The 19,554-nt window shown below is 39.6% G+C and carries 18 protein-coding genes and 1 other annotated feature; of the genes, 10 read left to right on the plus strand and 8 right to left on the minus strand.

Features of this window, described 5'->3' with window-relative positions; genetic code table 11:
• Positions 1 to 93: 93 nt before the first annotated feature.
• From tatC to LC455_RS05265, 4 genes are all read right to left on the minus strand, one after another.
• On the minus strand, positions 94 to 816 hold the full coding sequence (gene tatC, locus LC455_RS05250) for a twin-arginine translocase subunit TatC (RefSeq protein WP_223588813.1): 723 nt from the start codon (positions 814 to 816) through the stop codon (positions 94 to 96).
• A 61-nt stretch (positions 817 to 877) separates the two neighbouring features.
• On the minus strand, positions 878 to 1,075 hold the full coding sequence (gene tatA, locus LC455_RS05255) for a twin-arginine translocase TatA/TatE family subunit (protein ID WP_223588815.1): 198 nt from the start codon (positions 1,073 to 1,075) through the stop codon (positions 878 to 880).
• Positions 1,076 to 1,196: 121 nt separating this feature from the next.
• Positions 1,197 to 2,060 (minus strand): RNA polymerase sigma-70 factor, encoded by an 864-nt coding sequence (locus LC455_RS05260; protein WP_223588817.1) that lies wholly within the window; start codon positions 2,058 to 2,060, stop codon positions 1,197 to 1,199.
• Positions 2,026 to 3,345: a phytoene desaturase family protein gene (locus tag LC455_RS05265; protein ID WP_223588819.1), complete on the minus strand. Its 1,320-nt coding sequence runs from the start codon at positions 3,343 to 3,345 to the stop codon at positions 2,026 to 2,028. The genes LC455_RS05260 and LC455_RS05265 overlap by 35 nt, the downstream gene beginning before the upstream one ends.
• A gap of 143 nt (positions 3,346 to 3,488) precedes the next feature.
• Between LC455_RS05265 and LC455_RS05270 the strand changes: the two genes are divergently transcribed.
• The gene (locus LC455_RS05270; RefSeq protein ID WP_223588821.1) at positions 3,489 to 4,283 is read left to right on the plus strand and encodes a carbon-nitrogen hydrolase family protein; all 795 of its coding nucleotides are present in this window, start codon (positions 3,489 to 3,491) and stop codon (positions 4,281 to 4,283) included.
• 317 nt (positions 4,284 to 4,600) lie between these two features.
• Here LC455_RS05270 and LC455_RS05275 read toward each other — a convergent pair whose 3' ends face one another.
• Complete coding sequence (locus tag LC455_RS05275; RefSeq protein ID WP_223588823.1) at positions 4,601 to 5,494, minus strand: PhzF family phenazine biosynthesis isomerase; 894 nt, start codon at positions 5,492 to 5,494, stop codon at positions 4,601 to 4,603.
• A gap of 171 nt (positions 5,495 to 5,665) precedes the next feature.
• On the opposite strand from LC455_RS05275, the gene fabF reads away from it, so the two are divergent.
• Positions 5,666 to 6,907 (plus strand): beta-ketoacyl-ACP synthase II, encoded by a 1,242-nt coding sequence (gene fabF, locus LC455_RS05280; RefSeq protein WP_223588824.1) that lies wholly within the window; start codon positions 5,666 to 5,668, stop codon positions 6,905 to 6,907.
• Between the two features lie 231 nt (positions 6,908 to 7,138).
• Here fabF and LC455_RS05285 read toward each other — a convergent pair whose 3' ends face one another.
• The 3 genes from LC455_RS05285 to LC455_RS05295 all read right to left on the minus strand — a co-directional run bounded on the left by LC455_RS05285 (position 7,139) and on the right by LC455_RS05295 (position 10,422).
• Entirely contained in the window at positions 7,139 to 7,738 is a 600-nt protein-coding gene (locus tag LC455_RS05285) for a pyridoxamine 5'-phosphate oxidase family protein (RefSeq protein ID WP_223588826.1), read from the minus strand.
• Positions 7,739 to 8,534: 796 nt separating this feature from the next.
• Positions 8,535 to 9,491, minus strand: a complete 957-nt coding sequence (locus LC455_RS05290; RefSeq protein ID WP_223588828.1) for a TRM11 family SAM-dependent methyltransferase — start codon at positions 9,489 to 9,491, stop codon at positions 8,535 to 8,537.
• 607 nt (positions 9,492 to 10,098) lie between these two features.
• Positions 10,099 to 10,422, minus strand: coding sequence for a thioredoxin family protein (locus tag LC455_RS05295; protein WP_223588829.1), 324 nt, complete (start codon positions 10,420 to 10,422; stop codon positions 10,099 to 10,101).
• Positions 10,423 to 10,541: 119 nt separating this feature from the next.
• On the opposite strand from LC455_RS05295, the gene LC455_RS05300 reads away from it, so the two are divergent.
• From LC455_RS05300 to LC455_RS05335, 8 genes are all read left to right on the plus strand, one after another.
• Positions 10,542 to 11,459 carry a LysR family transcriptional regulator gene (locus LC455_RS05300; protein WP_223588831.1) on the plus strand — a complete coding sequence of 306 codons (918 nt, stop codon included), beginning with the start codon at positions 10,542 to 10,544 and terminating at the stop codon, positions 11,457 to 11,459.
• 252 nt (positions 11,460 to 11,711) lie between these two features.
• A complete protein-coding gene (locus LC455_RS05305) occupies positions 11,712 to 12,815 on the plus strand; it encodes an amidohydrolase/deacetylase family metallohydrolase (protein ID WP_223588833.1) in 1,104 nt (367 codons plus the stop codon).
• Positions 12,793 to 13,902, plus strand: a complete 1,110-nt coding sequence (locus tag LC455_RS05310; protein WP_223588835.1) for a DgaE family pyridoxal phosphate-dependent ammonia lyase — start codon at positions 12,793 to 12,795, stop codon at positions 13,900 to 13,902. The genes LC455_RS05305 and LC455_RS05310 overlap by 23 nt, the downstream gene beginning before the upstream one ends.
• Positions 13,899 to 14,654, plus strand: a complete 756-nt coding sequence (gene dagF / locus LC455_RS05315) for a 2-dehydro-3-deoxy-phosphogluconate aldolase (protein ID WP_223588838.1) — start codon at positions 13,899 to 13,901, stop codon at positions 14,652 to 14,654. The genes LC455_RS05310 and dagF overlap by 4 nt, the downstream gene beginning before the upstream one ends.
• Complete coding sequence (locus tag LC455_RS05320) at positions 14,647 to 15,660, plus strand: sugar kinase (protein ID WP_223588840.1); 1,014 nt, start codon at positions 14,647 to 14,649, stop codon at positions 15,658 to 15,660. The genes dagF and LC455_RS05320 overlap by 8 nt, the downstream gene beginning before the upstream one ends.
• A gap of 16 nt (positions 15,661 to 15,676) precedes the next feature.
• Positions 15,677 to 16,399: a GntR family transcriptional regulator gene (locus tag LC455_RS05325; protein ID WP_223588841.1), complete on the plus strand. Its 723-nt coding sequence runs from the start codon at positions 15,677 to 15,679 to the stop codon at positions 16,397 to 16,399.
• A 50-nt stretch (positions 16,400 to 16,449) separates the two neighbouring features.
• Positions 16,450 to 17,775: a GntT/GntP/DsdX family permease gene (locus tag LC455_RS05330; protein ID WP_223588843.1), complete on the plus strand. Its 1,326-nt coding sequence runs from the start codon at positions 16,450 to 16,452 to the stop codon at positions 17,773 to 17,775.
• A 163-nt stretch (positions 17,776 to 17,938) separates the two neighbouring features.
• Positions 17,939 to 18,167: a binding site (T-box leader), on the plus strand.
• Between the two features lie 52 nt (positions 18,168 to 18,219).
• Positions 18,220 to 19,548 (plus strand): amino acid permease, encoded by a 1,329-nt coding sequence (locus LC455_RS05335; RefSeq protein WP_223589818.1) that lies wholly within the window; start codon positions 18,220 to 18,222, stop codon positions 19,546 to 19,548.
• Positions 19,549 to 19,554 lie beyond the last annotated feature (6 nt).

The raw sequence follows: 19,554 nt of genomic DNA on the forward strand, positions 1-19,554 counted from the left end.
ATCTTTTTTCTTTTTCACTTATGTTTTAAAATCGATTACAATTGTTTCTAAAAAAAGAAGTCTTAGCACAGGAGCTAAGACTTCTTTCTTCATTTAGACAGCCAGACTCGTTTCTTGCTTTCGCCGATAAACCACTTTGGATAATAGAACGCTGCACTCATATAGGAAGATCAGCGGAATGACTACCAAAATGTCAGATAGAAAATCTGGAGGAGTGATGAAGATTGCGATTAAAACTAGTATAAAGTAGGCGTATTTTCGAATCTTTTGCAATCGATAAGGGTTCAAAACTCCGACGCTGGTCAAGAACATGATAACCACCGGAAGTTCAAACAAAAAACCAAATGGGAGCGTCATATTAATTAAAAATTTAAAGTACTTTTCCGTTGTAAAAAAGGTCATAAACATGTCCTCTGACATGGAGAGGAGGAAGTGAAATACCATTGGAAAAATGACAAAATATCCGAAGCAAACTCCCGTAAAAAATAGAAGGAATAGGGCTGGAATATAAGCCAGCGTTATTTTACGTTCCTTTTCTTTCAATGCCGGCCGGACAAATAGCCAAGTTTGATAGGCGGCCATTGGAATCGTTCCAGCAATGGCAGCGACACTTGAAAGGATCATATAGACCCACAAAATATCACTCGGTCCTAAAATGGCAAGCTTTACTTCCAGGTCCTTCACTAGCCAATGATAAAGGTCTTGTGCATAGATAAAGGAAACGATGAAGAGCAGGATAAAGGTTCCTAATACGAAAATGAGACGTTTGCGCAGTTCTTCAAAATGACCAATAAGGTCCATATCGTGGGTTTTCATTGGGCCTCCTTATAAAAAAGAAGATGCAAGCCTCTTACATCCTCTTAAAAAATGATATGTTTTAAATGGCTTTTTCCTCTTTTTTGGGCTGTGTTTTTGCCGGCTCTTCATCAGAAACTAAATCTCTTGTAGATTTTTTGAATTCCTTTAATGTTGAGCCAACGGCTTTTCCTAATTCCGGCAGTTTGGAAGGGCCGAAAATGATTAAGGCAATTACTAGAATAAGAATCAATCCCGGAATCCCAATATTTTGAAGCATGTAAAATTCCTCCTCATATATGGCTTTTTTTTCTTTTCCTTAACTATGATTATAGGTAACTACCTTCACTATGTTAATTAAGGGAATGTAAAGAATTGTTAAAAAACTATTAACTTATTTTTTAGCGAATAGGTAATTTCTCAGGATTCATTGTGATATAGATTTCATTTATTTTTTCATTAGAAATATAAAAACTAAGGATACTTTGAATCTTATTATTCATGTATGTCACGATTGCTGGTTGGCGATTGATATTTTTAACTTCAAAATAAGTGTCTTCAGGGGCCTTTTTTATGACACCGTATAATAAGGCAAGAACGTTGGATACAGATACTACTGGACGTACAGCAGCCGTGACTTTTCCTCCGCCGTCTGAAAATAGTGTGACGTTATCCGAAAGTAGTTCTAATAAGACAGCTGTATTTTGGATTTGAAACGCTGCTATAAAGCGATTAATGATTGACTTATTCCTTTCATAGCTTAAGCTTTCACCTTCCACATGTAAGACCTTTTGCTTAGCCCTGCTAAAAATTTTCCTGCAGTTTTCTTCTTTCTTTTCAACGATGTTAGCAATCTCAGAGTATGAGAAATTAAATGCTTCTCTTAAAAGGAGAACTGCTCGTTCATCTGGTGCCAAATGCTCCATCATTCGTAAATAGGCAATACTCAATCCTTCTTTTTGGATAATAATTTCAGATGGATCAAAGGCATGTAATTTCTCTAGTAATAATGGCTCTGGATTCCAAGGTCCCACATACTGCTCTCGTCTGGATCTGGCAGACTTTAATACATCAAGACAGCGGTTCGTTAACATTTTGCAGAGATACGCTTTCTTATTCGTAATGTTCTCCTCACTGATTTGATAAGCTTTTAGAAAAGTATCATGGACAATATCTTCTGCTTCCGCTACTGAACCTAACATCCGATACCCTAATGAAAAGAGTAATGGTTTATAATGTTGGTAATCTTCGTTCGATATTTGCACTATTTCTCCTCATTTCTTTTAAAATAATTTCTTCAGCTGCTTGTTTTCCACTGCTGACAGCTCCGTCTGCCAAAATGGAGTCGGGAGAAGCCCAGTCACCAGCTATATATAATCCCGGAATAGCTGTTTTAGAACGCTGCAGCTTGAGCTCATCTCCTATTTGCGGTAAGCGTTGGTTCACCGTAATGTTAGGGATAAAGCGACTTGAAATCACATATTGCTGCCACCCCGGCTGCAGCTTATCTAAAAATTGTTCCAGCTCGTCTTTAATACTTGTTCCATCAATTTGATCATCTGGGTGTAAATATTTAAATACATGAAGAACGGCACTCTTATTATCATCAGAGAGACGTGCATAATTTGAATGGACTGAATAATAAAGGGGATCAGTGATGCCCATGGCGAACAATTGCTTTGGGTTAGGAAGCTGTGTTAGAGCAACATCTAACGTTGCCCCTCTTATTGGGGTAATTTGAGCCAAAAAATTATTTTGATCGAGATTAAGATTTTCAACTAACATTTCGTGAAGTTCATGAGGGCCAGAGGTACAAATTACATACTTTCCGAGAATTTCTTTATCATTAGATAGAACTAATTTAAATTGGTTTTGTGGGGCGGGGGCTATTTGTTTAACACGAGTATGTGATTGAATTTGAACACCTGAGAGGATGGCTTTATTGTGAAGCTGATCAATGATTGTCTGCCAGCCGCCATCTAGATAAAGTACGCCTCCCATCGCATTTTTCATATTCGACACCATCACTTTTGCGCTCACCATTTCAGGAGCATGACAATAGGTTGCTAGTCTTCCAAGTGAATAAAGTAGTGATTTAACTATTTTAGAGCGGGCTGTTTGCTGAACCCATTGTTGGAAGGTTTGCTCTGCCAATTTTTTCGGATTTGCACTCATTAATTTCAACAAAACCGAGACCCATTCCATCCGTTCTTTCCTATTTAAAAGATTTGTTGTAAACAGTTCTAAAGGAGAAAATGGAGCAGCATACTCGATATTGTTTTCAATTAAAATGCCGCCTAATATGGGTGGTTTGCCATTCAGATTTATCTTTAATTCTTCGAGAATAGACTTGGCTTTTCCTTTTTTATAAAGGGCATGCGGGCCCAGATTTAAAAACTGTTGATTTATCCTGTTCGTTTTAGCCCTCCCGCCAGTATTTTTTCCTTTTTCTAATATTAATATAGATAAATTGGTTTTAGCTAAATAATTAGCGGCTACATACCCAGCTAATCCGCCGCCAACAATGACAATATCCCATTTTTGAGTCATAAGATAACCTCCTAAAGTAATTTCATTACTCAAGACGACTAAGGGGGTATGGATGTGACAGGGATTTAATAATAAAAAGTTCGTCAGACCATGCCAAAATATATTAAAATAAATGAAAATGTGAAATTTAGGAGGTACCAGCCTTGAAAGTAGCTATTGCACAATTATCTACGAGCGTTGATAAAGCCTCTAATTTAGAGAAGGCGATCCAATACATTGCGAAGGCAAAAGGGATGGGCGCAGATTTAGTGGTTTTACCGGAATTTTATATGGTACTGGCAACTCCGAAGACTGGCGTGCTGCCGGCTGAAGCAGCGGAACCATTGGATGGCCCTTTTGTTTCCGCTCTTAAAGAGGCCGCCCGCAAAAACGAGATATATGTTGTTTGTGGAATGTATGAATCGAAAGCGGGTGATGACGGTCGAGCCTATAATACAACTGTATTTATTGATCGTTCAGGGCAACTCTTACATTCCTATCGAAAGACACATTTATATGATGCTTTCAGCTTTAAAGAGTCTGATACCATTATCCCTGGTGAAAATAAATATAAAGTTGTAGAAACAGAGTTTGGAAAAATTGGTTTAATGGTCTGCTACGAATTGAGGTTTCCAGAAATCGCAAGACAATTTGCGCTTCAGGAGGCGGATGTACTGCTTGTTCCGGCAGGATGGATGGCGGGTCCTATGAAAGAGGATCACTGGCAGACGCTTATTCGCGCAAGAGCGATTGAAAACACGATGTTCGTCCTTGGAGCGGATCTAGTTGGTCCTGAGTTTGCCGGCCGGAGTCTGGTCGTGGACCCGATGGGGGTTGTTATTGCAAGCGGAGGAGAGGAAGAAACCCTTATTCTCGCCGATTTGGACTTAGAGCGGATTCAACGTGTCCGAGAAAAGCTGCCTAGTGTAAAACACAGAAAGCCGGAGTTTTACCAGTGATAGGCAACATCTGAAATTTGTCTGAAATACGTGGAACAGGAAAACTGTTTTTTGGAGCGTCCATGAGGACAAAAAAGTATGGTGGAAACACAGAACCTGTCCTCATGGAGCGTTTATGAGGACAAAAAATCCGGGTAGAGACATAGAACCTGTCCTCATGAAGTGTTCATGAGGACAAAAAATCCGGGTGGAGACATAGAACCTGTCCTCATGGAGTGTTCATGAGGACAAAAAATCAGTTGGAAACAAGGAAACTGTCTACATGAGGGGCCCATAAAGAAAAGTATCCATAAGAAAAAACGTAAAAGTATCCCAATCTATAAGACCACTTCAAATTCTTTAACGAATACGGCACTTCCAGTAATTTCAATATCAAATTGATCTTTATTTTTCGTAATATGCACCATTACCCGGCCATCCTTTTCCATTTCCTGCCCCTGTTCTACTAAGAGATTTAACGTTTTTTCAAAATGGCTGTTTATGTAAGAGGCAAAATAAGCTCCCATCACTCCTGAAGCAGTGCCAGTTACAGGGTCCTCGATTGTTCCGGAATATGGGGAGGAAAAGTGCCGGGCGTGCATATGGGCATTATCATCATACGTTTCTAAGCAAAAGGGATGAAGAGATGCTTTGGGCCGTTCCTTTAAAAGGGAAGGAAATAACTCATTATTCGGTTTCATTTTTTTAAAAGTCTCAAGTTTTTTTATTGGAAGCAATAAAGTCCAGATACCCGTACTGCCATATAGGATGGGCAAAGTGTCATCAATATCCTCTTTAACCAGCCCAATAGAGTCAGCTAAAGCTTCTACTGATCCTGTAAATTCCGCAAATTGTGGTGAAGCCTGCTTCATTGTAATCAGAATGTCAGCATCTGAAAGGGCACCAATCTTTATAGGCAAAATACCTGCAAGTGTCTCGATAGTTAAGGTATCTTTTTGCTTTAGTAATCCCTTCTTTTTTAAAGCATAGATGGCCGCCATTGTCCCATGGCCGCAAAGGTTCATCTCATGGCCGGGTGTAAAATAACGGATTCTAAGATCAGCTGCATCCGAATTCATGATAAAAGCTGTTTCATTAAAGCCTGCTTTAAAGGCTATTTCTTGCATTTCGTTATCTGTCAGCTTGTCACCGTTTAAAACTACTCCCGCTGGATTCCCTTTATTGGGCTCTGTACTAAAGGCATCATAATGATAAACTGTCACTGATTTCATGTTTCATTTCCCCCTATTCCATTAGTTAACCAAACACTATCGAACTATTAGATTTTTTGTCAACAAATTTAATACATAATGTCTGTCAAAACTAATCAATTTGTCCAACAACCATAAATTAGGTAAAATATAGAGACTATACTTCGAATAATTAGTGGGAGAGAGCATTAAATGAATAAAAGAGTAGTGATTACAGGTGTTGGAGCAGTCACTCCTTTGGGGAATGATGCTCATTCAACATGGGAAAAGATTAAAAGTGGTGTGTCAGGTATTGGTCCTGCCACTATATTTGATGTGGAAAAAGTAGATATCAAAATTGCGGCGGAAGTAAAAGACTTTGCACCAGAAGAGTTTATGGATAAAAAGGAAGCAAGAAGAATGGGCAGATATAGCCAATTCGCTGTTGCCGCAAGTAAAATGGCTGTAAAGGATGCAGGCATTCAAATCGGTGTCGATGTTCAACCTGAACGGGTCGGAGTTTGGATTGGATCAGGAATCGGCGGTTTAGGTGAGTTCGAGGAACAGCATCAAAAATTTATTGAAAAAGGTCAAAGAAGGGTCAACCCGTTTACGATCCCGATGTTTATCCCGGACATGGCAGCAGGACAAGTATCTATTGAACTTGGAGCAAAAGGAATCAACAATTGTTCCGTTACGGCCTGTGCGTCCGGAGCGAATTCCATCGGGGATGCATTCCGCGTTATTCAAAAAGGGGATCTGGACATGATGATTGCCGGCGGTACAGAAGCAACGATTACAGCAATGACCGTCGCAGGATTTTCGAACATGACGGCTCTTTCAAAAAATCCAGACCCGAAAACTGCCAGCCGGCCATTTGATAAGAATCGTGATGGATTTGTCATTGGAGAAGGTGCTGGTATTGTCATTCTGGAAGAATTAGAACATGCTCTAGCCCGTGGAGCGACCATCTATGGTGAATTAATAGGCTATGGGGCTACAGGTGATGCCCATCATATTACAACACCCGCACCAGACGGAGCAGGTGCCCAGCGAGCAATGCAATTAGCATTAGATGATGCGGACATTTCCCCTGAACAAGTTGACTACATCAATGCACATGGGACGTCCACTTATTATAATGATTTGTATGAAACAGTAGCGATAAAAGAAGTTTTTAAAGAACATGCTTATACGCTATCTGTAAGCTCCACGAAGTCGATGACAGGCCATTTATTGGGCGCAACAGGTGCTCTTGAGGCTATTTTTTCACTTTTAGCTATCAAGGAAGGGATTATTCCCCCTACCATCAACTATGAAACACCTGATGAAGAGCTGGATTTAGATTATGTTCCCAACATGGCAAAGAAGAAGGATGTTCAAGTGGTTCTATCAAACTCATTAGGTTTTGGCGGTCATAATGCCACATTGATTTTTAGAAAGTTTACCGAATAACATTTGCCAGCACATAAGATATGAGGAAAGTATAAAAGAGGGTTCTTTTTATAACAGGTTCCGTTTCCTATCGCAAAAACCCGAAAATGTAACCAAATTTGCACATTTGTATCTGATTTTGTAATTGAAAATAAAATGGCTCAGTTCACTACTGAGCTATTTTTAATATCCATTTTTGATAGCTTGTAGAACTAACAAAGCCTTTAGTTTAAGTGCATTTCTTCACAAGTTTTACTGTTTCATACTTTGTTTTGTCTTGAAGAAATCCCCACCCTTTTGTTTTTCATCATCAGTTCCCCAATTTATTTTTTTGTTCATTTGTTGTAGTCTTGGGATATGTTTTGAACAGTGAATATACGCTTCATCAACTTTTACCATAACCCAACGTTCAGGTTTGTTTCCTTCTTTTTCTTCAATATCATTTATTATCTCTTCAGGAATATTAAATGAGCTTAATTGGTTATTTTCTATAATCCCTACCTTACCATTAACATGTAACCCTATGTTATTCTCAAAAAAATCAATAAACATTAGTCCTATATGGGGATTTTCTATGATGTTACCTAAACTTGCCATAACACCATTCCCTTTATATTCGGGATATATTATTGTTTTATCATCAATAACACGTACAAAACCTGGTGAGCCAGCCCTAAAAGAGGAGTCACAGTTTCCATTAGAATCAGCCGTTGCTATGAACATCATACCTTGTTTCGATATAAACTTTGTCATCTTAATGTTTAGGTAGTTAAGCATTTGATTTTCATAAAAAGAGGATGCTCTCTTGGTTGTTCCATATTGTTCTTGAAGTAAATGTTCTCCTCTTGACATCGTCCAACATCCTTTTTAATAATTTGTCTATTATTTTAACACATAGTTTAACGAAATTTAGATATTGTTAAATTTCAAAGTATTGTGCTTATTGAAGTAATCTGCTTGGTTAGCGTAAGTACAATTTTTTACAAACTTTATTCCATCTTAAGATAAAAATCCAATTAGTTTAGACTTAATATCAAACATCTCTTTTTAAGACGATTTGTATATCAAAGTGCGGGTAAAATTGTAAGGGTACAATAGCTGTTGACCCTTACAAAATGGGGGGGCATTTTTCCATACGAATTTTAGCGTAATTTTAGTACAAATCGCTTTACGCCAATAAAAAATGAGTGCCAAATTCATATACAATTTGGCACTCATTTTAAGTTGCATTTTCAATGTTTGGGATAGGTATCGGAACCCGTTAGTCTTTTTAGATACCTTTTTTTTTTGTGATTTTTAAGTGTTTAATTTTTACATGCATCGACTTTTTCCACCTATAAAAAAACTAATTAAACGTTTGATTAAATAGCCATGGCAACCTATAAATAAAGGTTTTCAACATTATAATGAAACAAAACTTTGTCGACATAGTAATGTTTCTCTTCTATTAAATTAAAAAAATAAGTCGATAAAAGGATTTTCTTCGGTAATTATTCGCCATTCGACAAGTACCGCCAGCATTCCTTACTAATCAAATGTTTAATTAGAAACTGAAAAAATCCTTTTATCAAAAGGATTTTTCCCGGGAAATGGAGAAAAGAATGTCGAAATCCGTATCGACAAAATTATTAGTTTTCTTTTGTCCTAATCAGTTACATACAATTACTTCTCGAATAAATGATTGTTTTTTAACAAAAGCTCGATCCTTTATCGTAAAACCTGCTGTTAAAAGAATTTCATCGATCGGTTCGACAGTAACCACTACTACTTTGTTTGAAAACCTCCGGGCACTTTGGAGCATTTCCAGCTGTTCTTCTGGGTTTATCACGGAACACAAATTATATGGCAGATCAATAATCGCTACATCGTAATGATCATTGATGTCACGAATATCGGCTCGATTGATTTCTGCACTAAGTCCAAAGTGTGCCAAGTTTTCTCGTGCTCCAGGGAGAATCAGTGGATTTCGGTCGCTTCCGACAATATCAATTCCCATTGAGCGTGCTTCCACAAGGACGGTCCCAATTCCGCAGCAAGGATCGATGGCCGTAACTCCGATTGGATTGGGGATGGCGATATTTACGACCGCTCTGGCAACACGTGTACTTAGAGCAGTAGAGTAATCATTTGGTTTCTGTTGATGTCGAAACCATACGGACTCACTTTTCACATACTCTCCGAATATCCATCTACCGTTAATATTCATGATGCCAAGCAATTGATCGGGATTACGAAGGTCTGCTGTCCCATTTATGTGTAATCCAATCTCTCTCTCAATGGCCCGTCGTTTCTCGAAGCTTTCTTGTTCACTTTTTACTTGACCATTGTTTTTCACATATGTAACTTTAAACGTTGCTCCTCTTAGTTGAAAAGATCCAACCTGCTTCAATAGGTCCTCAAGGTTTTCTGCTTCATACATCGCCGTAATTCTTTCCTTAATAAAAGGGCTGCGACTTGGATCTATTTTTACGGAGCTTTCTAAGACGTTAGAGTCTGAATCCTGACTGAATAATGAGCGCATTTCTAACGCACATAGAGATCGTTCATCCTCATAGTGCGCGTATGTATAAATATAGGTCGTGCCTTTTTGTGGAGTGATATCCAATACGTTATCATCCTTTAATCTTTTTATTTTATCTTCGACTCAAATGTTAACTGAAAAACACTATTTCATTATATCAAGAAAATAAGTTGTTACGTAAATGGTGTTTCCGGTGATTTCTGATCATCTTAATGCATGTCCGGTTGTAAATTAAGAGAGGTTTCTAATGCCCATCCGGCAATAAAAAGGGAGAAGAAGGGAATTAAGAGAGGTTTCTAATGCCCGTCCGGTTGTAAAAGTGGAGTAGAGGGGAATTAGGATAGGTTTCTAATGCCCATCCTGTCTCAAAAGTGGAGGAGAGGGGAATTAGGATAGGTTTCTAATGCCCGTCCGGCAATAAAAAGGGAGAAGAAGGGAATTAAGAGAGGTTTCTAATGCCCGTCCGGTTGTAAAAGTGAAGGAGAGGGGAATAGGAGAGGTTTCTAATGCCCGTCCCTCCTCAAAAGTGGAGGAGAGGGGAATTAGGAGAGGTTTCTAATGCCCGTCCCGTCTCAAAAGTGGAGGAGAAGGGCGTTAGGAGAGTGTTCAAATGCCCGCCCTACCGAAAAAACGATAGTGACGGGCATTTAAAAAAAATTTTCTTGGTCTTAACCATCTTATTCAGAAGCACTCATGACTCTATTAATCCATAATCCTTTAAGGTCTCAACAAGCGTATCTTTAGGTCGAAAACCCGTTATTCTCCCCACAAGCTCGCCATCTTGAAAAAGCAATAAGGTTGGTAATCCCAATACCTGAAACTCGCTGATAAACTCGGGATTTTCATCCGCATTCACTTTGACAATTTTCAAATCAAAATCTAGATCGATTTCCTCCAAAACGGCTCCGATCAATCTGCATGGCGGACACCACGGGGCCCAGCAATCAACTAGCACAGACTTGCTTGTTTGAATTTCCTTCAGAATGTCCTGTCCCTCAGCCTGTAAAATACTCATGAACTTCATCACCTTTCTTATCGTTTGATTGTAGTATATGACGGGTTGTGGTATAAGTAAAATTAATACTTTCAATATTAAGTATTAGTAAAAACTAATACATCTTAAAGAGGTGCCACATGACCTTATTTCAATTAGAGGTTTTCTTAAAGGTAGTCGAAACGAAAAGTTTTACAAAAGCTGGCGAGCAAATCGGTCTGTCGCAATCGGCTGTCAGTCAAGCCGTAGCAGCGTTGGAATCAGAGCTGAACATCAAATTATTGAACCGGCACAGGAACGGAGTCAGCTTAACAAAAGTAGGCGAACGTATCACGAGCCTGATCAGGGATTTAATTACGATTAAAACAAAAATTATCAATGAAGCAACCGGAATCACAGAACTTGAAACAGGGACGATTAGAATCGGGAGTATTTCAGGCATGTCCGCTAAACTATTGCCAGGGATGATTAGCTCTTTTAAAAAACGGTTTCCCGGTGTAGAAGTTGTTTTATATGAAGGGAGTTATGAAGAAGTAAAAAATTGGCTTAAATTATCAGCCGTAGATGTTGGCGTGGTCACAGAAGAGAAGAGTGAATTCGAATTTATTCCTTTGCTGCAGGATAAGATGGTGGTTTTTGTACCGGAAAACCACCCGTTGAGTCACCAATCCTATATTGAGGTAAAGGCTATCGCTGGTGAACCCTTCATCATGCCAAAAGAATGCAGTCATATCATTCGAGACATTTTTAAAGAACAAGGGTTATCTCCTAATACTCATTTCGAAGTAAGTGACATCGCCACAATCATGGCTATGGTTCAAGTAGGGGTTGGAAATACAATTCTTCCGGAGTTGGCCATTCCTTCAACCCTATCCAAAGTCACTGCTTCCTATTTAAATCCGCAAGTGTATCAAAACTTAGGGCTTGAGGTGCGTTCAACAGAATATACGAACCCAGCCATAACTGCGTTTATTCATGAAGCACAAGAATTCACCAAGAATTTGTCATTAAAATTGTTTAATAGCTATCATTCTGTGATTTTAAAAAAAGGAAAATAATGGTTAGGAATTGCGAATATAAAATGCCCCAAAATTAACTTTTTGGGGCATTTTTGTGCTTGCATTGTTTTTTTCGAGAAGTAATAAATTAGAAAAGATCCTTAAAGAGTTACAATATAATCTACAAACATTATAACGTTATATTGACCAAAGTAAAAATACGTGGTAACCTAATCGTGTAAGAAAAAAAGAGGTAGATGAAACCGAATACAAGTACCCATTTTATTAGGTTTACCGAAAAGGATGAGGGAAATGCAAGAATGTTACGTATTACAAAATGTAAAACTAGTTGATGGCAATTCTGTTGACATCATCGTAGAAAATAAAAAAATCCAAAATATTGTTCCAGCGGGAACTGGAAGCAGCGGGAATGTTATTGACTTTAAGCATAAAGTAATAGTTTCCAGCGGCTGGATTGATATGCATGTCCATGCCTTTCCAGAGTTTGATCCGTATGGTGATGATGTTGATGAGATTGGCTATAAAACAGGAGTAACAACAATTGTGGATGCTGGAAGCACCGGCGCTGATCAGTTGCCTGAACTAATTAACAGCTGTAAAAAGTCGAAGACGAATGTTTTTGCCTTTTTAAATATTTCACGAATTGGCCTAAAGCGAATCGATGAACTATCCAACCTTACTTGGCTGGATGAAGAGGCGCTAAAAAAGGCGATAGCAGAACACAAAGAATTTATTGTTGGACTAAAAGCGAGGATTAGTAAAAGTGTCGTCGGTCCAAATGGAGTGGAACCATTAAAAGTGGCCAGGAAGTTTTCAAAGGACACTGGGCTGCCGCTGATGGTTCATATTGGTTCCGGACCACCGGATATTAATGAAGTCCTCGATTTGCTTGAAAAAAAGGACATTATCACCCATTTCTTAAATGGGAAGGCTAACAATTTATTCGATAAAGCGGGAAAACCTCTTCCGAAATTGCTGGATGCAATTAAACGAGGAGTACATTTAGATGTTGGCCATGGGAATGCCAGCTTCTCTTTCAAAACGGCAGAGCAGGCGAAAGCGCATGATATTCACTTCGATACCATCAGCACGGATATCTATCGCAAAAATCGCTTGCACGGTCCTGTGTATAATATGGCCAGTGTACTTACTAAATTTTTGTATCTCGGCTATCCCTTAAAAGAGGTCATTGATGCCGTTACGGTTAAGGCAGCAGAGTGGTTAAACAAGCCTGAACTTGGAAGAATTTCTCCGGGAGGTCTAGCAAACCTCACACTGTTTTCAATAGAGGATTCCGAAACAAAGCTAATGGATTCTGAAGGAGAAGAACGTACGGCGGAACAGAAAATTGTCGTAAAAGGAGTGGTCATCAATGGAGAATACATTGAATGCTAAATATGGCTTAAAGAGGGTTATCAATGCAAGCGGCCGGATGAGTATTTTAGGTGTTTCAGCTCCAACAGATACCGTAATGGAAGCCATGAAAATAGGCGGGCAGAATTATGTTGAAATCGCTGATTTAGTCGATAAAGCAGGACAGCATATCGCTGGGCTCCTTCATTCGGAGGCAGCCGTTGTCGTGAACTCGGCATCGAGTGGAATCGCTCTTTCGGTTGCGGCAATCGTGACAGAAGGAAATCGAAGAAGAAGTGAAAGGCTTCACCAAGAAACAATTCAAAAAAATGAGATCATCATGCTGAAGGGCCATAACGTTCAATACGGTGCTCCAGTGGAAACGATGGTTTTCCTCGGCAGCGGAAAATTAGTGGAAGTCGGTTATGCCAATGAGGGCAAAGCGGAGCACATTGCGGATGCCATTACGGAAAATACGGCAGCAATTCTTTACGTCAAATCCCACCACACTGTTCAAAAAAATATGATTTCGGTGGAAGAAGCATGGGAAGTGGCGCAAGCGAACAATGTCCCATTGATTGTCGATGCAGCTGCAGAGGAAGATGTAAAGAAATATGTTCAAGTTTCTGATTTAGCGATTTACAGCGGCTCGAAAGCCATTGAAGGTCCGACGTCTGGAATCGTGGCCGGAAAACAAAAATATATCGATTGGGTAAAGGTCCAACTGCACTGCATCGGACGAAGCATGAAGGTCGGCAAAGAAACAACCTTTGGTTTATTGCAGGCATTGGATGAGTATTTTGTTAAAACCGACAATAGCGAAAAGGAAAAAGCCAGCCTGGAAGTTCTTAAATCACTTGAATCCATTGACGGTGTAAGAGTAACAATTGTACAGGACGAAGCCGGCCGTGCCATTTTCAGAGCTCGCATTCAAATCGATCCGGCTGTGACGAAAACTACGGCGAAGGAAGTAAATGACAAACTAAGAAATGGTGAAATTGCAATTTATACCCGTGATTACGGAATTCGCCAAGGCTTTTTCGATCTTGATCCACGACCATTACAGGGTGACGACATTTACGTAATTGAAGCGCAATTAAGAGCGATTTTAGGAGGAAGCAAACAATGACAAACATTGAAAAACGTTTTTATCAGAACCGTGTCGCCTTAAATGTTCTAGCGAATAGCATTGAAAATGCTGTTGAAGTTTTTGAAGCGGCGGAAGGGCATGTACTAGTTGGGGTGCTTTCCAAGGATTACCCTACTGTAGAGGCTGCCGTTACAGCAATGAAGGAATACGGTTTAGTGATTGATGAAGCCGTATCAATTGGCCTTGGCGCTGGGGATAATAAACAAGCGGCAGTCGTAGCGGAAATCGCCAAATACTATCCGGGAAGCCATATCAATCAGGTGTTTCCTGCGGTTGGTGCAACTCGTGCCAATTTAGGAGAGAAAGATAGCTGGATTAACTCTTTAGTATCTCCAACAGGAAAAGTAGGGTATGTAAATATTTCTACCGGTCCTGTAAGTGCGGCAGCAGATGAAACGGCGATTGTTCCCATCAAAGCGGCAATTGCGTTAGTCCGGGATATGGGTGGACAAGCCTTGAAATACTTCCCAATGAAAGGCTTAAAGCATGAGGAAGAGTTCCGTGCCGTTGCGAAGGCCTGTGGTGAAGAAGGGTTTGCGTTAGAGCCGACTGGCGGAATTGATTTAGATAATTTTGAGACCATTTTAGATATTGCCTTGGAAGCAAAAGTGCCTAAAATTATCCCTCACGTTTATTCTTCTATTATCAATAAAGAAACTGGAAAAACAAATCCGGAAGATGTGAGGACCTTATTAGCGATTACCAAAAAATTGGTTGAAAAGCATGCCTAAACAAATTGTTGCTTTCGGGGAAGTCATGATGCGTTTGCAGGTGCCAGGATACGAATTGCTGACTCAGGCTAACACATTACAATACTCTTTTTCAGGCACGGGAGTAAACGTTGCTTCTGCGATGACCAAGCTAGGCTATGATGGTTATCTTGTAACCAAATTGCCAGAAAACCCATTAGGTGAGGCAGCCATTTCCTTCTTACAGCGATTGGGAATCAATCGGAGATTCATCTCCAGAGGTGGAAAATATCTGGGCTTATATTTTTTAGAAAATGGTTTTGGACAGCGGGCAAGCAGGGTTACTTATACGAATCGACTAGAAAGCAGCTTTAATACCGCTCACATTTCGGATTATGATCTCGATTTGATTGCAGAACAGGCAGATATCATTCACTTTTGCGGTATTACGCTTGCCATGACCGATGGTGTCCGTGATAGTATGAAAGTGCTGGCTAAAAAGGTAAAAGAAAAAGGCGGATTGGTTTGTTTCGACTGTAATTACCGCCCTTCCTTATGGGAGGGGGGTTACGGTGAAGCGAAACCCCATTATGAAGACATGCTTGCTTTGGCTGATATCGTTATGATGAACGAGAAAGATGCGATGTATATTTTAGGAATGGAGACAGCGGAAAACTCTAGGGAGGAACAGCTGAAGGACCTCATTCCTAAGGTGGCAAATCGATTTGATATTCAAACAATTACGGGAACACACAGAGGGATTAATCCTGATAATACCCATTCTTTACGGGGATATTTGTATAAAGATGGGCAGTTACACTTCTCAGAAAAGATTTCTTTTTCCGTATATGATCGAATTGGAGCCGGAGATGCGTATACAAGCGGGATTCTACATGGCGAGCTGGCTGGATTTTCACCAGAGAAAACAGTCCAATTTGCAGCAGCAGCAGGAATGCTTGCCTGCACCATCGTTGGCGATACCCCGATGTCGACGGAGGCAGAGATCCTATCCGCCATGGCCGGAACCATTGATGATATAAAGAGATGAAGGAGCGAATTAGGGAATGAATGTGAATCGAAAAAAAGGACCTATGTACTTACAAATAAAAGAAATATTGAAGGATCGTATTTTACATGGTGTTTATGCGATTCACACGAACATTCCCTCTGAGCCTCAATTAGAAGAAGAATTTAATGTGAGCAAAATTACGATACGCAATGCCATTAAAGAATTAGTTCAAGAGGGATATCTGGAGAAGAAAAGCGGTAAAGGAACAAAGGTTATCGCGAATGTTTCGACTGCCAAACTTTCAAAAGGGAAGCGCTTTACAGAATTATTAGTAGAAGAAGGCCACCACATCACTAAAAAAGTGTTAAGTATTAAGAGGCTTGTATTGTCTCCGGAATCCGAACTTTATTCTTTATTTGGGGAACATTGTATTCAAATTGAACGACTCTACTTATTGGACAACGAGCCCTATATTCATTTCACTCATTACATCCTATTGGACTTGACTGAGGAAGAAGTAGAAGATGTCCGTATCGGATCGTTGTACCGTTTTTTAGAAGAGCAAAATATTCGACTGGAATCATTCCGCGATGAGTTTGCGGTTTCGATTGCACCAAGTCACGTTAATGATAAATTGCATTTGGCAAAAGATACAGCAGTTTTAAAAAGGATTCGTCGTTCCAGTGATGATGAAGGAAATGTATTGGAGTATAGCGAGGGTTACTATAATACAGGTAAGCAAAATTATATTGTTACTTATAATGATTCCATTCAGTGACCAGCTTTTTTGAAAATAATGTAAGCGATTACCTAGGGAGTGTGAAAAAGATGAGTTTATATTTAATAGGTATTACGTTAGTAGCCATTGTGATTGTTATTTTAGGAGTATCATGGTGGAAATGGCATGCATTCATCAGTTTAACAGTTGCCGGCTTATTCCTAGCGATTTTTTCTGGCGTGCCAATGGACAAAATTGTCACAGCCTATGAAACGGGAGTGGGCGCAGTCCTTGGACATTTGATTGGAATTTTAGCGCTGGGAACGATTTTAGGTAAAATGATGTCCGACTCAGGTGCGGGCATGCAAGTAGCTGATTTCTTTATCAAAAAATTCGGTGTGAAATACCTGCCATGGGCGATGCTTCTATCTGGCTTTATTATTGGGATTCCTGTCTTTTTTGAGGTTGGTCTAGTAATCTTGCTGCCTTTAGTTATTTCGATTCGCAAATCTACGAAACAAAACATTTTGTTAATTGGTATCCCGGTGCTTGCCGGATTGTCGATTGTTCATGGATTAGTTCCTCCGCATCCGGGTGCGATGACGGCCATTGGCATTTATAATGCAAATCTAGGACATGTACTGCTTTATTCCTTAATTATTGCTTTTCCTACGGCCGTTATTGCCGGACCTTTATTTGCAAAATTTATTCATAAACGAGTTACTCCTGAGGGGGAACCAGAGTTAATTCGTGTGGCGACTAAGTCAAGCGGATTGCCAAGTACAGGGATTTCGTTTTTCATTATCTTGCTGCCTGTTTTATTAATGTTGTTAACTGTTATTGCTCCCTATCTTTCACTGCCAGGTGCAATTGAAAAATTCCTGGTGTTTATTGGAAGTCCAGTTATTGCCCTTCTAATCTCATGTTTTGCAGCGTATTACTTCTTGGGCTACCGCCAGGGCATGGACAAGATGTTACTTAAAAAATTAACGGAAGAGTGTTTGCTGCCATTAGCATCTATCATTCTCATTATTGGAGCAGGTGGTGCCTTCAAGCAAATTTTAATTGAAAGCGGTGTCGGAAATGCTATTGCAGCAATGTCCGAGCAATTGTCTTTGTCACCGATTGTCCTTGCCTTCTTAGTTGCGGGATTAATCCGTGTCGCCACTGGTTCAGCAACTGTTGCATTAACAACAGCGGCCGGCATTGTTTCTCCAGTAGTGGCGCATATGTCAGGTGTTAACCTGGAATTATTAGTTATTGCTACCGGTGCAGGTTCATTAATGCTTTCCCATGTAAATGATGCCGGTTTCTGGCTGGTAAAAGAATATATGGGATTGACGGTTAAAGAAACATTCAAGACCTGGACGGTCATGGAAACGCTCCTTTCTTTTGTCGCCTTTATTCTGGTTTTAATCTTAGATGTGTTTGTTTAAGCATCATATTATTGATTACTGAATTTAAGAGGCACCCAAACTTAATGTTGGGTGCCTCTTTTCATAAATATTTCTAAAATCATTGACAGAATATTAATACAGCCTCTATAATACAAAGCATGCTTACTGTAGAGCGTAAATTCTTCATATGAATTGAAAAATAATTTGAGCAATGAAGGGAATATAAGTAATGCTTATCTCACTGTTTTAGAGAGCTGATGGAAGGTGAAAATCAGTACAAAGATAAGGATGAATTTCGGTCCCGGAGCATTTTTTTCGAAGTAAAGGGCGACCTTTATGAAGGGAAAGACGGTCAAACATGATCGTTAACAAAGTCGAGAGGCAGACTGAGTCTGCAACTAGGGTGGTACCGCGATATAATCGTCCCTACTGATACAATCAGTAGGGGCTTTTTTATGGAAAAAAATAAAGGAGCAAATCATGATGAAATTACAAAAAAGTTTATTGCCTCGTCATATACGTTTGATGGCACTCGGGGGAGCTATCGGAACAGGTATCTTTAAAGGGACAGCTGAAACAGTATCAATAGCGGGGCCCGCCGTCATTTTTTCTTATCTGTTTGCAGGTTTATTGCTTCTTGTTGTGATGGGGGCAATCGCGGAGATGGCCATAGCTTATCCTGGACTAAATATGAAAGGTTTTATTCATAAAGCATTTGGAACGAACGTGTCTTTTGTGATCGGGTGGCTGTACTGTTTTATGTGGTTAGTTGTATGTGTCATTGAAGTGATTGCAGCGGGGAGCTTTCTGCAGTATTGGTTCCCTTCTTTGTCTTTATGGTCCTTAAGCTTTATTAGTGCTCTTTTCATAGTGGCTATTAATCTAATGAATGTAAAGCGTTACGGAGAGATTGAATTTTGGTTTGCCGGTATCAAAATTACCATGATTGTTTTGTTCGTTGTTTTAGGCGCTGGTATTTTGTTAGGTTTTATCCCGAGCAGTGAAACTGACTATATGCAAAATTATGTACAGCATAAAGGATTTTTCCCGCATGGGTGGTCAGGAGTGTTTTCCGCACTGCTAATCGTCATTTTTTCATATGGCGGTACCGAACTTATCGGATTGACATTAACCGAAACGAAAGATGCAGAGAAGATATTGCCAAAAGTGATTAAAGGAGTAATATGGAGAATCGTGATATTCTATACGCTCCCAATCCTTATCATTTGCGGATTAATTCCTTGGGATGAAATCGGCAGTCAAGCAAGCCCGTTTGTGCAAGTGTTATCCGCTGTCGGCTTTGGTGGATCAGCTCACATTATGAACTTCGTCCTTATTACAGCAGTTTTGTCTGCTGCAAACTCAGGGATTTATGGCTGTACACGAATGCTGTATTCATTAGCTGCAGAAGGGGAAGCACCGAAACAGTTTTCATTTGTTTCTAAAAACGGTGTTCCATTATATAGTGTTATCTTTAGCGCTATTATTCTTATTGGAGGGACATTTGTTGCGTACTTTTCACCTGACCGTGTTTTTGGGTATTTGATGGCCATTCCGGGGTTTACGGTATCATTGGTGTGGATCAGCATATGTTTAGCACAACTGAAGCTTCGGAAAACTTATACAAAGCTGCCGCATTTTAAAGTATGGGGCTTTCCATATGTAACCTCATTTACTGCATTAGCGTTAAGTATAAGTTGTGTGGTATTTGCTTTCGGCGAGCAGAATCGAGTGAGTATTTTTGTTTGTTTAGGTATTCTGTTTATCTTAATGCTATGTTCTGTATTTAGAGACAAAAAGCAGAATAGTTAAAGATAG

This window comes from Neobacillus bataviensis (assembly GCF_019969725.1).

Bases quoted from the DNA above. Each gene is read 5' to 3' on its own strand.
- tatC (WP_223588813.1), bottom strand. From the start codon at position 816: ATGAAAACCCACGATATGGACCTTATTGGTCATTTTGAAGAACTGCGC.
- tatA (WP_223588815.1), bottom strand. From the start codon at position 1,075: ATGCTTCAAAATATTGGGATTCCGGGATTGATTCTTATTCTAGTAATT.
- LC455_RS05265 (WP_223588819.1), bottom strand. From the start codon at position 3,345: ATGACTCAAAAATGGGATATTGTCATTGTTGGCGGCGGATTAGCTGGG.
- LC455_RS05275 (WP_223588823.1), bottom strand. From the start codon at position 5,494: ATGAAATCAGTGACAGTTTATCATTATGATGCCTTTAGTACAGAGCCC.
- fabF (WP_223588824.1), top strand. From the start codon at position 5,666: ATGAATAAAAGAGTAGTGATTACAGGTGTTGGAGCAGTCACTCCTTTG.
- LC455_RS05285 (WP_223588826.1), bottom strand. From the start codon at position 7,738: ATGTCAAGAGGAGAACATTTACTTCAAGAACAATATGGAACAACCAAG.
- LC455_RS05295 (WP_223588829.1), bottom strand. From the start codon at position 10,422: ATGAGTATTTTACAGGCTGAGGGACAGGACATTCTGAAGGAAATTCAA.
- LC455_RS05300 (WP_223588831.1), top strand. From the start codon at position 10,542: ATGACCTTATTTCAATTAGAGGTTTTCTTAAAGGTAGTCGAAACGAAA.
- LC455_RS05305 (WP_223588833.1), top strand. From the start codon at position 11,712: ATGCAAGAATGTTACGTATTACAAAATGTAAAACTAGTTGATGGCAAT.
- LC455_RS05310 (WP_223588835.1), top strand. From the start codon at position 12,793: ATGGAGAATACATTGAATGCTAAATATGGCTTAAAGAGGGTTATCAAT.
- dagF (WP_223588838.1), top strand. From the start codon at position 13,899: ATGACAAACATTGAAAAACGTTTTTATCAGAACCGTGTCGCCTTAAAT.
- LC455_RS05320 (WP_223588840.1), top strand. From the start codon at position 14,647: ATGCCTAAACAAATTGTTGCTTTCGGGGAAGTCATGATGCGTTTGCAG.
- LC455_RS05325 (WP_223588841.1), top strand. From the start codon at position 15,677: ATGAATGTGAATCGAAAAAAAGGACCTATGTACTTACAAATAAAAGAA.
- LC455_RS05330 (WP_223588843.1), top strand. From the start codon at position 16,450: ATGAGTTTATATTTAATAGGTATTACGTTAGTAGCCATTGTGATTGTT.
- LC455_RS05335 (WP_223589818.1), top strand. From the start codon at position 18,220: ATGAAATTACAAAAAAGTTTATTGCCTCGTCATATACGTTTGATGGCA.